This is a genomic window from Microcoleus sp. D3_18_C2 (assembly GCF_036702395.1).
GTDB lineage: Bacteria > Cyanobacteriota > Cyanobacteriia > Cyanobacteriales > Microcoleaceae > Microcoleus.
Map to the genome: position 1 here is coordinate 1 of NZ_JAUBTG010000019.1, position 17008 is coordinate 17008.

At 46.0% G+C, this 17008-nt stretch carries 12 protein-coding genes; 4 read left to right on the forward strand and 8 right to left on the reverse strand.

All coding sequences use genetic code 11. From position 1 onward, the window contains the following. Window positions 1–592: 592 nt before the first annotated feature. From QUA88_RS13895 to nadA, 8 genes are all read right to left on the reverse strand, one after another. The gene (locus tag QUA88_RS13895) at window positions 593–1165 is read right to left on the reverse strand and encodes a DUF2996 domain-containing protein (protein ID WP_333212670.1); all 573 of its coding nucleotides are present in this window, start codon (window positions 1163–1165) and stop codon (window positions 593–595) included. A gap of 183 nt (window positions 1166–1348) precedes the next feature. Next, window positions 1349–2236 (reverse strand): hypothetical protein, encoded by an 888-nt coding sequence (locus QUA88_RS13900; RefSeq protein WP_333056283.1) that lies wholly within the window; start codon window positions 2234–2236, stop codon window positions 1349–1351. Between the two features lie 138 nt (window positions 2237–2374). Next, window positions 2375–2929, reverse strand: coding sequence for a hypothetical protein (locus QUA88_RS13905; RefSeq protein WP_333056287.1), 555 nt, complete (start codon window positions 2927–2929; stop codon window positions 2375–2377). A gap of 340 nt (window positions 2930–3269) precedes the next feature. Further along, window positions 3270–3386 (reverse strand): photosystem I reaction center subunit VIII, encoded by a 117-nt coding sequence (locus QUA88_RS13910; protein WP_333042098.1) that lies wholly within the window; start codon window positions 3384–3386, stop codon window positions 3270–3272. A 57-nt stretch (window positions 3387–3443) separates the two neighbouring features. Beyond that, window positions 3444–3953, reverse strand: a complete 510-nt coding sequence (locus tag QUA88_RS13915; RefSeq protein WP_333056282.1) for a photosystem I reaction center protein subunit XI — start codon at window positions 3951–3953, stop codon at window positions 3444–3446. A gap of 114 nt (window positions 3954–4067) precedes the next feature. Beyond that, window positions 4068–4784 carry a TIGR04283 family arsenosugar biosynthesis glycosyltransferase gene (locus QUA88_RS13920; RefSeq protein ID WP_333056281.1) on the reverse strand — a complete coding sequence of 239 codons (717 nt, stop codon included), beginning with the start codon at window positions 4782–4784 and terminating at the stop codon, window positions 4068–4070. Between the two features lie 418 nt (window positions 4785–5202). After that, on the reverse strand, window positions 5203–5820 hold the full coding sequence (locus QUA88_RS13925) for a TIGR04282 family arsenosugar biosynthesis glycosyltransferase (RefSeq protein WP_333056280.1): 618 nt from the start codon (window positions 5818–5820) through the stop codon (window positions 5203–5205). Window positions 5821–6112: 292 nt separating this feature from the next. After that, complete coding sequence (nadA, locus tag QUA88_RS13930; protein ID WP_333168051.1) at window positions 6113–7081, reverse strand: quinolinate synthase NadA; 969 nt, start codon at window positions 7079–7081, stop codon at window positions 6113–6115. A 337-nt stretch (window positions 7082–7418) separates the two neighbouring features. Here nadA and QUA88_RS13935 point away from each other — a divergent pair, with 337 nt between their 5' ends. The 4 genes from QUA88_RS13935 to QUA88_RS13950 all read left to right on the forward strand — a co-directional run bounded on the left by QUA88_RS13935 (window position 7419) and on the right by QUA88_RS13950 (window position 16998). Continuing rightward, the gene (locus QUA88_RS13935) at window positions 7419–8933 is read left to right on the forward strand and encodes a restriction endonuclease-related protein (RefSeq protein WP_333272203.1); all 1515 of its coding nucleotides are present in this window, start codon (window positions 7419–7421) and stop codon (window positions 8931–8933) included. Then, complete coding sequence (locus QUA88_RS13940) at window positions 8923–12336, forward strand: pPIWI_RE_Z domain-containing protein (protein ID WP_333212675.1); 3414 nt, start codon at window positions 8923–8925, stop codon at window positions 12334–12336. Before QUA88_RS13935 ends, QUA88_RS13940 begins: the two co-directional genes overlap by 11 nt. 201 nt (window positions 12337–12537) lie before the next feature. Further along, on the forward strand, window positions 12538–15789 hold the full coding sequence (locus QUA88_RS13945; protein WP_333272206.1) for an RNaseH domain-containing protein: 3252 nt from the start codon (window positions 12538–12540) through the stop codon (window positions 15787–15789). Window positions 15790–16080: 291 nt separating this feature from the next. After that, the gene (locus QUA88_RS13950) at window positions 16081–16998 is read left to right on the forward strand and encodes a TIGR04168 family protein (RefSeq protein WP_333056275.1); all 918 of its coding nucleotides are present in this window, start codon (window positions 16081–16083) and stop codon (window positions 16996–16998) included. Window positions 16999–17008 lie beyond the last annotated feature (10 nt).

The following is a 17008-nucleotide window of genomic DNA, read 5'->3' on the forward strand; positions in this document are numbered from 1 at the left end:
CAAAGTTTTCAATCGATTCATGCCGTGTGTATTCAAGGAATTCAGCAAGTTTCTAATTTGACATCAGAACGGTTAGCCATCTTAAATTTATTTCCAGTCACCTGTCGGTCTTATTATTTTTTGTTGTGAAAAGAAGTCTATTATTGATTGGTAAAACTGACTTACATTTAAATAATTGTTGATTCAGCAGTGATGTATTATTGTCATAATGCGGGCGATATATGCTGGGAATTAATAGTTATTAATGGTCTGATTTTTGACTTTTAATGGGCTAAGAAGATTGAATTAATGCCCTCATGTCAATTTTTAGGAATTCCTAACTGAGTGATGCGAGCGTTGCACAGATTTTTGGGTGTTTTTACTCACTATTATCTCGGATGATTCACTTTTATCCCCTCCATCTGCCTATGTGCCAGTTGGGGGTGCGGAATGTGGGATCAAATCCTCTAGGTCGGGGGTAGGCAAAGAAAGGCACTACAAGAGTCAAAATTCATGTTTTTGGTGAGAATGAAACAGCCTTGCCTTAAGAAGGGGAGTAGGGGTTGACTTTGAGTAAGTTATTGTCCCCCCCTCTTCTTATCCCGAACTCAGGTTAATTAAGATTTAGCCATTTTTGAGCGTTAAGCCGCTGGACGACGCCAAACACCATGAGGTCTAGTGTTACCTTGCGCTCATCTATCAAAAAAGGCTCTAAAGTGCTGGTTTTGGTATTATTTTCAGCGCAGGAAAACGCCCTTTGACTTTGAATATTTTCTTGAGGAAAATACAGGTTAAATTGGCGCTGACCTTCTTGGAATTTGCCAATTACCTGCCAGCAATCTCCGGCGGAACTCATGCCAGCAACTGGGAGTTTTTGCTTTGCCAAACTCACCTCTAAATCCTTAACGCCCTGCTTAGTCAAAGCAGTTTGCAAAGCGGGCAAATAATCTTGTTGAATAAATTCCGCAAAGGGCTTGTCTTCAACAGCAGGTGCTTTTTCCTTCTTAGCTTTAGCTGGGGGCTTGTCGCCTTCGGCCTTGGCTGGGGGCTTTTTAGCAGCCGCTGGAGGCTTGTCAGTGCTGGGTAAGTCGCTTGTGTCTGGTTCGTCGGAACTTGGGGCGTGATCGATCGCAGCACTGGGAGTTTCGGATTCGCCAGCGGTAGGATTTTTCGGTTCTTCTGACATTAACGCTTCCTGGTAAAAGTGATTGGGTAAGGAGTTGGGAGTTGAGCAAGCGGGCGATCGACTTTCTTGAGGGCACACATTTTATCGAAAACCAACCTGAGAGAATGGCTAGTCAAAAAAATTTGAACTCAAAACACTCTCACAGGGCGATCGTCCGCCAAGATCACAACTCCTTTGGTTATTCTAAATCTCAGCGACAGCTCGTTCAATCAAGCGGCGGGCGAGAGTTTGAACACCAGTGTGTTCGTAGTAGTTGGTAGTGATATCGAGGAATGCGCCCACGTAGTCCACCTTGTCGGCAGAAATGTCTACAAAATTCTGCAATTGGCCGAGTACGTTTTGGGGAGTCAAACCTCGATCGCTCACAAAAGAGCTCATCCAGCCAGAAACCGAGTTAAAGCTTTCGCCGATAAAGCCGAGTTGGCCTGCGGGAGAGCCCCCAGGAATCATGCCGCCGATCGACTTAAATGCCTGATTCTCTTGCAAATCGCTGGGGGAGAGCCTCTGAATCCAAGACTGAGTTGCCATGATAAAGTCTGGGCCCAGGGGAATCAAACCATCAAAACAAACCAAAGCAGCCATCCGCATCAAGGATTCGCCGCCGTAGTCGCCCAAGGAAGCGGCAAAATCGCCGATGCTGTCGCCGGGAATACCGTTAATTTGGCAAAAAGCGAGCAACTCAGTGACTAACTTCAGAGAAAGGTCGATCGTTTGAGCTTTTTCCGGCTTGGGAGTGAGATTGCCCAGAAGGGACAAAAACGGCACATTTTGGGAGACTTTGTTAGCGAGGGCGGCAGTACCCAAAGCCTTGTCGGCGTTGTCAATAGTTTGGTAGAGCCAGAGAGCGCGCTGGTAGCCCTCAGATTTATCGTTGTACAGGTAGATGGCGCGCTCGCCAATTTGCTGGATCAGTTCTTCGTCTGTTTCGCCAGTAACGGTGCGAATGGTATTTTCAAAGCCAACTAAATTGTTCCACTCGCCGGGAACCACAAAGTCAAGCGCTCGCAGGGCTTTGACAGTCATGTTGTCTTGAGGCAGTTGATCGACTAATTCAAAGACTGTTTTGCTCACAAAAAAACTCCTTATGCTGAAACGAAAATCAAAGGTATTACTTTTGGCAGATTGCAAAACTTCACAGTCTCATAGTGGCCGACTTAGTTCTGATAGCGCCAGACTTGAGTCGGGCGCCGAGTTGGAAAAAAGACATGGCTACTTGAGGCGGGCGAGGCCGCCCAGGTTAAATTTTGACAGCCAAGCTTCGCGATCGCTAGCGGTAAAAGAGGAAGTCCGGGATTGAACTTTCACCTGATAGCGATTTGCCACTAAAACAGCAGTGATATTAGCACCTTGATTAACTGCGGGATAGCCGCCTATTTTCTTGGTACTTTGCTGGAATTTTGCACCTGCGCTGGGGTTGCCGGCGATGTCGTTAATTGAGAGAACCGCGACATTTTTACCGTCTTTGTTCAACTTAGCTTCAGCAAAACCGGATTTTTCTTGAGCAAAAACGCGATCGAATCCACTCCCAGAAGACGGGAAGTATTTATTTAACTTACCGCCTGCAACTGCCTTTTTGGGCAGGTTTTGATTACTAGCCGTTGATTTGTCAGCAGTTGTCTGCTGTGCTTTACCAGGTTTTTGGGTGCTTTCCTCCTGGGCTTTGTCCCAGCGTGATGGGGCTTGGGTTTGGCCGCAGGCGGTCACCAGCAGCAGTACCGAGATCAGGAATGGAGCTAAGATGCGGCGTGCGGGGAAAAATTGCATCGCTGTCTCCTCATTAGTAGGTTTCCATAACAATTGTGGCTTAGAATTTGGCAATTTGTGTCCTCTGAGCGGATGATTTGTCTTCTTTGTAAAAAAATCCTCTGCCTGCAGGCGGAGGATTTTTTTGCAATTATGAGTTTTGAAGGAAGAAAACTGAAAGATTGCTCCACAGATAAATTCTGGGGATGGGAGTAAAGAAACTAAGTTTTCGGATAGCCAGCAATCTCAAAACAATTTTTGCTGATTTTCCCTAGATTTATCTAGAAATGTCAGAGCAATTGTTCGTCAATCGTCTTATTACTTCGGCTTTCCAACTTAGGTCTTACTTTAGAGGTAAGGATCAGGCGTCGCTTTCAATGTAGATAAACAACAAACCCATTACCACAACTGGCATCACCCAGGTAATTAGGGGAATCAAAATCCAAGGCAAGAAAGAGGCAGCGTAGGAACCTGTCATATCAAATTCTCCAAACTAAAGTTAGTGTGTTCCAACAGGGATATGTGGGAGTCGAGTCTAATTGTTGACTAAACCCCGGAAAATGGCATCAACGCCGTTAAAGTTTTCGAGTAAGAAGTAGGCAGCAAAGACACCACCCATTCCACCAATAAAGAAACCAGCGGTAAACTGGCTCCAGCCTTCAGCATTTCTGAGGGAATCGGGAGTCATGGGATTAGCGCTAGGGTAGCTGGTGTTGTCTTGCTTGAAAGAGACCAAACCGTAGGCAGACATACCTGCTGTGCCAAGCAGAACTAATACGAGGGCTGTAATTAATCCGCCGAGATTAGCTGCTTCTGGATAATCCCGCAGGGGCCCGAAGACGATTTCAGGGCCGACGAGGAAATAACCATGTGCCAAACCGATTTCTAGACCTCGAACTAGGGGTGAGAGTCCTTTGCGGTAGGCCGGCAAGTTCCCAATAAATGCTTTTGTGAAATCAGAAGCACTGATGGGGGTGGCTAGATGACCCGTGAAGGGGTCGCCGTTAAAGGGTTTAATAAGCTCTGCATCTCTGGGATCTGCCATATTCTGTGTGTCCTCGCTGTGCGTAAAAGTTGAGGCGTTCAAGTCATATTTTACGCAGGGACGTGTTTCCTATTTACATAATTAACGGCGAGCTTTAGAAAAGTTCACTATTCTTTAGTTTTTGGAAGAATTTTTCTTTTGCCTCTTATACCAGAAAGCGAGTCGATCGGGCGACACTCCCAGGAAATAAGCGATGATTACTATTTGATTAATGGCGGTGGTGTGGATCACCCCAAGCTGCTGCCAGCGACGGGCGGAGGTCAGGACTGGCTGGGGTACTATTTCAATGCGACCTTGTTTTTTCAATCGGCGCACGAATTCAAAGTCTTCCATGAGGGGCAAGTCGGGAAAACCGCCGATTTGGTCAAAAGTAGCTGCGTTGAGGAAAATGGCTTGATCGCCGTAGGGCAGTTGCAGAAAGTTCGATCGCCACTTTACCCCTGTTTCTACCAGCCGGAGGCCCAGGCTGCGGGCGTCAATCTGGAGTTGAAAGGCCCCCGCTACAGCAGACGGGTTAGCTAGTACCCGACGCGCGCTATCGTCGTACCCGCGAGGCAACAGAGTGTCTGCGTGGAGAAACAGCAGGATATCTCCAGCAGCAGCGGTGGCACCTGCATTCATTTGAGTGGCGCGGCCTGGGGGGGTGGAGATAACTCGGACGCCAAAAGATTTTGCTATATCTGTAGTACCGTCGCTGCTGCCACCGTCAGCGACAATTATTTCGACATTTTGGGCCTCAAGGGCGGTGGAGATGACTGAGGCTATTGTAGGTGCTTCGTTTAAGACTGGAATGATAATGGAAATTTTGAGATTGGGATTTTCTGGCGACATACAGACTTAAGCAACCCGTGAGAGAGAGGGCGGGTTTTGTACAAAGCTGATTTTTCCCATTTCTGACCCCAGGCTCGCCCCTACATTTTGCCTTAATTAAGGTGGGAGAGTTTGGTAAAAAACCAAGCTATTAGTTGCTCATTTTTTACAATAGCCTCGCACCTACATTGGGCTTTCCTGTGGCAGGGCGGGTTTTGTACAAAGCCGATCTATTAGTTGCTAATTTATTTGCTAATTTTTTGTTTTTTCTCGCGCCTGGGACTATTGTCCCAAGCGCTGTCTAACTGCTACTGAGATTCAGCATTTGGTTAGACAAATACACTTACTATATTATGACCTTATGGTTTCACAATCAAGTAGTTTTATTTAATTAAATATGACAATTACTAATGATTGAAAGAAATTAAATATAGTTTAGTTATTTCAACATATTAATATCTAAACCGAGGAGGTCTTCAGGTCGATCGATATCTGCAAGAGTGGGAAGATAAGCAATATTGAGAGCGAGCTTTTGGGCGATCGCCCGCGTACAAGCAAATACTTCACTGGTTCCCCACTGAATGCCACCGAATAATTCCGGAATCGATCGCCGCAGCCCGATCAGATAATAACCTCCGTCTTTTGCCGGGCCCAAAACTAAATCGTGGTGGCTCAGTGCCTCAAAAGCTTGTGCCATGATTTCTGCTTTCAAACCAGGACAATCAGTGCCGATAATTGCTGTTTTCTCAACCCCTGAATTAAAAGAGTTTTGAAACGCTGCTGTCATTCTGGCGCCCAAATCACCGTCTATTTGATTTTCACAAAAAATATCACTTCCCAACCACTCTTGCATCAGTTGTTGGCTGCCGCCGGCTCGGTGAATTTCTACCGATAATCCGCGGGTTTTTTCGAGAGAGAGCGCGCAGGCGATCGTCCGTTGGGCCATCAAACGGTGAAGGTTAGCAGCGCCTGTTTTTCCCAGCACCGGAATTAGTCGAGTTTTGGTTGTTCCCGGTTCGGGATAGCGGGTGAAAACAATCAGTTTTTCCGACATCATTTATTGTTCATGAGTTTTAAAGGCAGGCACCGCAGAGGAAAAGAAGAGAAAGAGTGGACAACTGATTCACAGATTGCCGATCGAGCTTGGTGGGTTAGGCCAGGACTTAATTTAATCGCCCCGGCCAACCCAGCATAAGCTGTGGAGCATTTAAACCAGTAACGAGGCTAGTAGGGTGCGTCATTCGCGAACCCTTACGCTGAAACGGAAAACCTTAGATGCTGACGCACCTTACACAAGTCCTTTAAATGCCGAACAGCTTACAATGTATTTACTGAAAAATAGCCAGGGGTTAGCTCATTTCTAGCATTCGTTGGATCGGCTGCAAAGCTGCTAGTTGAATATCTAGGGGCATGGTAATTTCAGGGGTTTGATTTTTTAGCGAGAGATACAATTTTTCCAAGGTATTTAATCTCATGTGCGGGCATTCGTTGCAAGCACAGTTATTATTGGTTGAAGGAGCGGGGATGAAGCGTTTGTGCGGAGCTTGCTTTTGCATTTGGTGAATGATTCCCGGTTCAGTCGCGACAATAAAAGCTTGGCTGGAACTAGCTTGAGAATATTTGAGCAAAGCAGTGGTAGAGCCGATGTAATTAGCGTGGCGCAGCACGGGAGGTTCGCATTCGGGGTGGGCGATTATTTCGGCTTCGGGATTCTCGATTTTGAGTTGAACTATCTTTTTTTCTGAGAAGTTTTCGTGGACGATGCAAGCTCCTTGCCAAATCTCCATGTTTCTGCCAGTTTGTTCCATGACGTAGCGACCGAGATTGCGATCTGGCCCAAAAATTATCGGCTGATTTTCGGGAATTTGGTTGACAATTTTAACCGCGTTAGAACTGGTGCAAATTATATCGCTCATTGCCTTAATTGCGGCGGTACAATTAATGTAGGAAATTACCAAATGTCCTGGTCGAGCCGCTTTGAAAGCTGCAAAGGCTTCGGGAGGGCAACTGTCGGCGAGGGAACACCCAGCATTTAAGTCTGGCAACAATACTAATTTGTCGGGATTGAGAATTTTTGCAGTTTCGGCCATGAAATGAACTCCGGCAAAAACTATGACATCGGCGCTGGTGTTGGCGGCTTTGCGGGCAAGTTCTAGGGAGTCGCCAATGAAGTCTGCGATGTCTTGAATCTCGGAGTCTTGGTAATAGTGGGCGAGAATGACGGCGTTTAATTCTTGTTTGAGGGCGTTAATGGCTGCAAACAAGTCGTCGGGCAGTCGGGTTTGAGTAAAGTTCGGAGCAGGTGCGGTGGTAAACACAGTTAGAATATTCCGGGGAAGGTGCGGGCTGGACTCAAGTGTATTTTGAATTATAGTTGAATTCACCAAAAACGGTGGGCAGTTGGGCCAGAGGTAGAAAATTTGCCATAGGTTAACCGACTGACTGGCAATGGGAGCAAGATTTTGCGATCCAAGAGTGGACTCAGCTAAGTTTTTACCTGACTCTAATTAGACTGAAAGCTTTATCCCGCAAGATATTCACAGGTAAATGACTACCTTGAGCCACGAGTATTTTGAGTAGCCTCTATTGACATCCTTTATTTACATCGTTTACTGTAATCAGTATACGCTGTAAAGTGGTTGGTTTTATACATCTATGTACTTTGAAGACGATCGCCAGTGGGAGGGAACTGCTGAGTTTCTGACAAAAGAACTAAAACGACGGATTGAGCAGCTTGGGCTATCTGTGGAACCACCAGCCTTACGAACTGTGCGATCGTGGAGATCCAAGCAACTCCTGTCACAGCCGAAAGGTCAAGAATTTCGGTTTCGGCAGATTTTAGAAGGACTGGCAACAGCACTTTTGCTCAAGAAAGGCTGGACACTGGCCGCGATCGCTCAAGTTTTACCCTCATTCCCCGACGCAACATTGGAGCAACAAATTCTTGCCGAGGTGGATGGTCAAGACCCAACCTGGTTGCCACAAATGCAAACAACGACATTGCCATTACCCACAGGACACGCCAGCACGATCGATCTCGCTGAAGATACTGTTATATTGCTAGCCCAGGGAATTCTGCGACAATACACAAGAATTCTCAATCGAGACATCGTTCGCCAAGACGATGATAGTATGCCATCGGAACTTTATCGGGCTATGTGCAAGTTGGGCAGGCTATATATCGAATCTGGAAAAAGCGATCGCGCCGCTTGCGTGCATACGGTTTTGGAACGTGCTAGATATCCCCTCGATCAGTGGGAATTAGATATTTTTTGTCACGCCGATTTTGACTCTGGTCAAGTAATTCTCATCGATCCAGACTTGCGAGTGCCAACCCCAGATTGTGCAGTAATTGCCAACAGTAAAGGTACTTTTGGCGAAGATAATATCATCGAACACCGCCTGTACCAACGGTTGCGCGACGCAACTGAACGATTGGGAATTCGCCGCCAGCACAAAGCTTATACGGCTTTGCGATCGCTATTTGGCAGCCGATCGCTCATCGGAGAACACCAACTCTTAGAGTATTTACGTGACAACGATTTAACACCTTTACAGGGAATGATTGTTGACACCTTTTTTGATAGCGTGCCGGATGTCTGGTTAATTGACGGACACGCTCATCGCTGCGCGTATTGCGGTACGCTGATGCGCCCCTATCCCAATAAAGAACTTTTTCCCGATGGGCGATGTCCGATTCGCCAATGCCTCGGTCACAACTCCTCAACAGCAAAAGTTTCGGAGAAATCAGACCCAAACCAAGACCGATTGCTGATTGCCCAACCGCAAATTTTAACCTATTGGACTGGGCCGGCGATCGACGAATTAGCAATTTTTAAGGCAGCCATAAAAAACGGACTAGATGCCGAACTTTACCCAGAATCAGACCTATGCGATGTAGCAATTAACGGTCGCAATATCGGCATTGATGCTAAGTCATACACCAGTCCTGTCTCCCTTGCTTTGCGCCTCAACCGCACTGGCATCGGAGGGCTGATTCACTACCGCCGCCGCATCATTGCCGTCAGCGACCAATTAATTGAGGAGCGGCCAGATTACCTCTCTACTTTCCGGTCAGCGATCGATAAAAAAGGCGATCCTGCTACTCTCGAAATTATGTCTGTTTCACAAGTCATACAGTTGTTAAAGAAAATCAAATATGAGAATTAAACCAGATTTCTGGACGGGAATAGATCGCATTTGCTGGCTGTGTGTCTTGATGGCAGAATTTATCGAAACTAATTCCCTAGAATATGCCCCTTTAACGATATCGGGAATGGCGAGTATCATCAATGCACCCGCGTTGGCAAAAGCCCGCCAAGCCATTTTCAATATGCGCCTGATGTCGCTGGCTTACGTAACAGAACAGTCAGTGAAACACGCCGTTGCTATTTATAACGATCGCCACTACCGCAACAAAACTCAAGGAACCTATAAAATTAACTTAGAAACACTTCACTTTCAACGCACAGACCCCCTAGAAGACCCTTTAATTGCCCAAGCACGTCAAATTCTGGGTCAGCCTTTAGCACACCAATTTTACAGCGCCACCTTTGCCGATCCCCGCCAGCCAATGGCCGTTGCTTTAGGTGAAGAAACAACAGCCGCGAGAGTGCCAATTGGGCCGATCGCAGCCCCACTTGCGCCGCGCCGCACCCATTCCCTCGATCGCGCCCCGAAAGCAAAAATCCGCATTCCCCTTGCGGAACTGTACGAGTTAGCAGTTGAGATGGATGAACGCGAAGCAAATCACCCTGAAAAAAGACGGGGTAGCTGGGTACAACGGTTTCAACATTTTGCACTTAAGGTGCCAGAAATTGGCAAGGGTTTGCGGGAAGAAACAGTCATCGAATTAGAAGGCATCAAGCACTTAATTGGACTGCCTGGATCGGGCAAAACAACTTTGCTCGTATTAATAGCTGTGTGGTTGGGAAAACGCGGTTATAAAGCGATGTTTGTGTTTCCCTCTATTGAAGTTGCCAGACAGTACATGGCAGAACTAGCATTTCATGAAATTAAAGTGGGAATGCTAGTCGGTCAAAGCGATGGAACTCGCCGCCGACACGCTAACAATATTGCCGAGGCGATCGCAGCATCAGGGGGAAATGGCGGCTTTGGCTATAGTTTGGAACAAGCAGAAGTTTTTGGCTTAAATTGCGTCTTACCTGCGTTTTCTACTGCTGATACTTCGATGTGGGGATTTGGTTATGCACCCTGCAATGAAATTTTACAAAGCGGTGGCAAAAAAGGGCAAATGAAAAAGTATCTTTGTCCGGTTTGGACGATGTGCGGTCGCCACAAAGCACCCCGCGATTTGCTAGATGCCGATATTTGGGTCGGCCACGTTCTTTCAATGGATACGGAAGTACCACCCCATGCTATTCGCGAGCGCATTCGTTATTTTGAATTAATTGCCCGGACATTCGATGTCGTAGTTTTTGACGAAGCAGATATGGTGCAATCAAATCTGGATGCTTACGGTGCTGCAACTTTAAAACTTTCCGGGGCGAAAGAATCTATCCATTTAGCCATTCAAGAGCAAATTCACAATCCTTTTGCTCGCGGAGAAAACTATCGATTGTTCGACCGCAATGTAGAACTTTACAGCCGCAATTTATCGGAATTTGGCGATCGCAATACATCATTAATTACTGCCGTTCAAAATATGCCCTCATCGCGAGTGAGCCAACGCTATGAGAATCAGTTATTAACCGTTCTGAGAATAGTCAGCGATTTGTTGGATGGCTATGAGAAAACTTCTAAACGCGATCGCCTTGACGAAGAGGAAGTCAAACAGGGATTTAGCAAAAGTCGAGCCTTGAAAGAATTCTGGGAAACGGCTGCTTACCATGCTTTTTACGATCGCACTGGCATTGAACCGCACGATCGGCTAAACATGGATCTGTGCGCTCAAAGGCTGGGAATAAACGCCGACACGCTCAAACAGCAATGGGAAACTCAAATTCTTTATTTTCGTCGTTATTTAGCGGAGAATCTGATCGAACGGCGCGATAAAATAGTCAAAGAAATTGCCGAATTGTTTTTGCCTTTGTGTTTTAAGGATGCCACTGCATCAGGCGAAGCTCAGGATACGATTACCTTACTTGTTTGCGTTACTTTTGTGATTTTAGGCTATCAGCGTATCGTACCGCAAACTCGAACAATGGTAGCAGAAGGACTGCTTCGGGAACCGATTGTCGAATCAACGGCAACACCCGAACTGCGACAACTGATTCCTGAGAATATTTTGGGGTCTTTTTCGGGCGTGAAATACAGTTGTGAATCGGCACAAACTACTCGCTCTCAAGCCCGAAATGTGGAACTGTCTTATATTATTTTTGTGGGCGCGCCTCGGATGTTAATGCACCGTTTTCATCAGTTATTTGAGGCAGATGGCGAACTGACAGCGCCGGCAGTTTTAATGACTTCAGCTACCTCATTTCTCGAAGCAAGTCCTGCTTATCACATTAACTCTGGGCCGGATTATCTGCTGAAACCGCGGCAAACAGAACACGAACCCAAAAAGAGCTTTTACCGCTTCAAATGGCTGCCCGATCGCGAATCGCGCGATGAACCTCTCCGATATAGCGGTGCAGGCGAATTGCGCGATCGTAATTTAAAAAAAATGGTAGACGCGCTGGTGCAAGGAGGAACCAAGAAATCTGAAATTTACAAATCCATCCTCAACTTTGACGTGCAACATGGTATTTACCGCAAAGCTGCCTTAATTGTTAACAGCTACGAACAAGCTCGGAACGTTAAGAATTTTATCAACGATTACCATCCAGAAATCGGCAAAAGAACCAAAGCAGTTGTTAATTTTCTCAAAAACGGAGAGCAACCCACAGATTTCGTTACCACGGCTCAGTGCGAGGCTTTAGGAGATGATGAAACTTGCGATATTATCATTTTTCCGATGTTGGCGATCGGTAGAGGCGTGAATATTGTTTTTACCAAAGGAGATAGGCAACTCGATGCAGCGATTGGCACAATTTATTTCCTCACCCGTCCCCACCCCACCACTGACGATACGCAACTTTTGTACAGCCTCGCCGGCAAAGCTACCCAAGAATTTGACAGTCGAGTTTTTACTGAAATAGAAGGCTTGCCTGCAATTTCTAATGCTTGGAAACAGTCGAGAAAACAACTATGGAAAACGGCGAATCGACTGTTGCGCGAACCTCTCATGGCTAGCCGTTTGGGTGAAGATTTATTTAAACCGTTTACGGCAAATCAGATGGTTGGGATTTTGCAAACTATCGGGCGCGGGATGCGAAATGGGTGTCCGGTACAAGTTTACTTTGTCGATGCAGCTTGGGCTATTAAATCCACTAAAAATGAACCTGACTCCGGGCGGGACAGTATGCTAGTTCAAATGCGAATTATTTTAGAAGAATGCGTCAAGCATCCCGATCCAGTGATTCGAGAAATTTATCAAGAACTTTACGGTGCATTTCTGGAGCCCCTGCGGCGCATTAATGGCATAGTTTACCCGGAAAGTTTACGCGATTCAGAAGGTTTGACAGAGGAAGAAGACGATTTTAATGATTTTTCGCCTTTATTGGAGATGTAAGCATGAACGACGAAATTTTGGACGAAATTGAATTCGATCGCGACGGCGAAGTAAAGCACTCCTGGACGCACTCAGACCAAAGAAACCGGGTTTTTTACCGAATCTACGGGCTGTAACGAAATATTTTCGTAAAAAAACCCGGTTTCTGGCCCCCATGCGTCCAGGACTATAAAGGAAACCACTATTATTGGAGATGCAACCATGAACGACGACATTTTTGACGAAATCGAATCCGATGATGACGAAGAAACTGAAGCTACTGTGGTTTCAGACACTCTTTACATTCCTCTTGCGAATAAGAGTCTGAAAGAAATTACCCTAGCTTTTACCGTGCCAGATAATATCGAGCCAGTAACAGTCAAAGGCTTGACACTAGGTTGGACAAAATCTGCTTTACATGAGCTTTCAACTATCCAAAAAGCTGCTTGCAAGGGCGATTCAGCCATCAAAAATCTCCCTTATGCCTCGCTGCGAGGTTTGTTAGAAGTAGGACTTGACAGTGCCGCACGGATTCAGTCAAATGTAGGTTTGAGTAACTATTCGTTGAATTCTAAAAGTGTAAATGAGCCGGAACCATTTGCTTACTTAAATTCCGAAAGTACACAAGATATCCAGAAAGCGTTACGCCCAATTATCAACGAGTGGATAACAAATTTCCTAAAACCTTTTGCTGAAAAAGAAGATGGGCTAGTGGAAGTTATCGACCGTTTGGAAGATTTGCACGATCGAAAGGAGTTGTTAACAATTACTCCGTCTGAGTCTCAAGTTTTACCTTGGAAATGGAATCCAAATACAGGAACTACAAAACACAGCAACAATTATGATTATCGCGTGTTAGTCGATTATGCAGCTCGTGCGATCGCGGGAAAAGAGATTTTTCAGGAGCTAGGAACAATGAAGCGGGTTATTTCCAGCAGTGGTAGCCTCACAACTGGGATGGCAGAATTGATTACCGATCCCATTACTCTACCCGACACTACAGGAACATTCAGTCTGGTGGTACGCTTAGAAGTTGTAACCTATCCTTCTTTGCACCAGCCTTTATTGAAGATAGATGTTTCCAAACGCCGCTGGTTAAGTGGGTTACAACCTGCACGCTATAACTCAGCAAATATTAGCGGCTTTGTCTTTTCTGATGATTATAGCGATCGCACCTTTCGCTACACGGTGCTTTCCGATTCCGAAAAACCTGAGAAAAATCAACCCGACAAAAAGAAAAATTGGTTTTGGGCGATCGATAAAGATTTTGAAGCATTGCGCGGCAAGCTCAAACTCCCGCTGAAAACGCCTAACGGTCAAAATATTGATGGTTCCCAAATTGCTTTGGGTAAAGCTTCAACAGAACGCTGTCAAGTAATGTTAACATACCGCAACGGACTCCAAGAAGGGAAACATGGGATTGAGGCTGGTGTACCGGAGATTGATAAATTAGAAGCTTTTGAAAAGATTGCTGAAATTTTGAACCTGCTCGGCTTCAAACCTTTCGATAATTACTCGGAAGTAAAAATCAAAGGCACAAGTCACACAAAAGACAATACAGCCTCGCGCATGATTAATTTGCCTACTCTGTTAGGTGCTGCTTTAGAAATCCTTGAAAAAGGTGACTGTCCTGATTTTACTCCCAAATACTTGGAAAAATTTAAGGAAAGCTTGAAGGACGATCCATTAAACAGCTTGCTGGCCAAACATCTCGATATGAAGTTAGAGAAAATTTTGGGTGGTAGAAAAACCCTAAAATTTCACTCTAAGTCTCTCAACCAGACTGATGAACTTAAGGCGATGATTCAGGCAAACCAGGAAGCTATGCGTCGGCTATATCCTAACGAAAAACTGTTGCTTGTTATCTTTTACGAAGAACAATGTCAAACCGAATTAAAAATGCTGCAAGCGATCATTCGTGTTCTCTGGGGTGATACGATCGAACTCATGGCTAATCGTTTGCCAGCAAATACTCACGGGCCCAAAGAGTCATTGCCCGGTGCAAATTTGAAAGCGAAAGAGCGATCGCAAAACCGCATAAAAGCCTGGGAGTCGATCGTCCAACAACTTGCTTTACGCAAACAGCGAACTTTTTGCCTGGTAATGGCACGGGAATGGTATCCAGACAAGAAACATGATGATTCGGTGAATAAACCCTCCTCCCGTCAAGCACTGGCTAAAATCGCTGGTTCTTGCGTGCAGTTTCTGCTACCGATTGAAAAAACTAAGGACAAAAATATTCTCAACCTCGATAATTTTTCCCATCGAGTGCAAGCGGCCCTAAAAGACTTACTTTGGGCTCATTCTGGCCGCATTGATGATGTCAAGGAAAAGGTTGACAAATGGCTAAAAGATACTCCTCAAGAAGCCAGACCAAAAGAAATTATTGGGATTACGATCGTCCGCAAACAGAAAGGTCGCGCTCGCGGCTCTATTGAGAAGACATTTTTACCAATTGCTATGCGTCTCAACGTGGAGACAGGCGAGTGCGAACTGTGCTGTGCTTATGATAGGAATAGTTTACAAATCAGTCCTTGGAGCAAGTTTTCTGATGCGATCGCCTTCATTTCCCAAATCTCCCCCGTGAAACTGGCTGACAAAGAAGATGTGCGTCGGAATCGTTTCATGGAATTTGTCAAGCAGATTATTTCCAATTCTGTAGAGGAGGGAAATCAACCATTAGTTACGATCGATTCTTCCAACTGCGTGAAACTTTGGTCTTGGCTTGCCGATTCTAAAATGAATGCAAATCAGATTAATTTTGAAACCCAGTCGGGAAGCCCCTTGCACGAACATATGGAGCAAGAATGGAAAGGCGCGCGGATAATTCGGATTCGCCAAGACCTCGCCCCTGGAATTATAGATAAAAAAGTCCGATATTTAACAGAAACTTCTCTGGAAGATACGCGGACAAAAAAAGAACTGACTTCAACCCTTGAAATTCCTTCAGCCTCTAGTGTAAAGGGATTATTTCGACTAAGTGCAACTAATCAAACGGGTTGTGTTGCTTATCTATCTGTAAGAAATGAAAAACCAGGTAAATTACGCGGTCAAAGTTGCTATCGCTCAACAAAAATTAACGTAGCTGCCAAGAAAGCTGAGGATTCTCAAGACAAACTTTTAAATAATGCTGATTTAAAAGTTGACGAAGCTGCAAATAAATCTGATGATTCCAAAGGCAAACTTTTAAATAAAGCTAAATTAAAAGTTGACAAAATCGCAAGAAAACCGCCGTTTTTGGGTCAGTGGACAACTCCCAATCCCCTTGAGATTGTTGTTACCTTGCGACAAGAAAATGACAAGCCCGATCGCCTTGCTGCACTGGTAGAATCTCTGCGCTATGGTTTCGGTCACTACAGCGACTGGTCGAGCTTACCGGCCACCCTGTTCTTCGAGCGTGTCGTGCGAGATTACATCAGCGAATTTGCAATTGAAGATGAAGAAAGGTCGGCGGAACCTGATAGGGAGGAATAATTCAGTCTAGGGGTTCTGTCCCGACTCGCTTGAGTTTTATGGCGTTGGAGTCGGTGATTAACGGGCTTAACTTCAGGCCAATCGCTTCTCATGTCAAAGGGGGAGAGAATTTTTGCGCCCTGGAGTGAAAGATGAAGAAAGCTGAGCAAATCTAAAATCTAAAATCTAAAATCTCAAATTCCCTGGGAGAGGCTGCACTGTATAATTAGTGAAGGCTGGATTTGCCGAAAATTGGTAAGTTTAGTAGGAATTTTTAAGCGGTAAGGGATCGATCGAACGAACGCAAATCACATGAATGAGGCTAAATCTATCAAAATTGCGGTGGTTGGGGATGTTCACGATCGCTGGGAAGCTGAAGACGGCGAGGCCCTGAAGCATCTGGGCGTTGATTTGGTGCTGTTTGTGGGGGATTTTGGCAATGAGTCGGTGGAGGTGGTGCGGGCGATCGCCCAATTGGACATTCCGAAAGCAGCGGTGTTTGGGAACCACGACGCTTGGTACACGGCGACTGAGTGGGGCCGCAGTCAGTGTCCTTACGATCGCACTCAAGAAAATTGGGTAAAACAGCAGTTAGATTTAATGGGAGAAGCTCACGTCGGTTACGGGAAACGGGATTTTCCCGAATTGGGCGTAACTGTGGTGGGAAGCCGCCCGTTTACTTGGGGGGGCTCGGAGTGGAAGTACGGGGATTTTTACTCGGAGTGGTTTGGGGTAGAAAGTTTTGAGGAGTCGGCGCGGCGCATTGCAGCGGCTGCGGCGGATGCCGATTGCGAAAATGTGATTTTTTTGGGTCACACGGGCCCGACGGGGTTAGGAGAGGCTCCTGAAGACCCCTGCGGGCGAGATTGGAAGCCACTGGGAGGGGATTGGGGCGACCCGGATTTTGCGGAGGCGATCGATCGAACTCGTACCACAGGAAAGCACATACCTCTGGTAACTTTTGGTCATATGCACCACAAACTGCGGCACACAAAGCACGAGTTGCGGAAGTCGCTGGAGGTGAGTGCAGAGGGTACGGTGTATTTGAATGCGGCCAGCGTACCGCGAATTGTGGAGAGAGAGTGCTCGAAATTGCGGAATTTCTCGATCGTCCTGCTGGAAAATGGAGCAGTGTCGGAAGTGTCCCTGGTATGGGTAGGCGAAGATTTCGCGGTAGAAAGAGAACAAATTCTTTATCGGCGCACTGAATCTGCAGCTATTTGTAGTTAGAGACATTTGC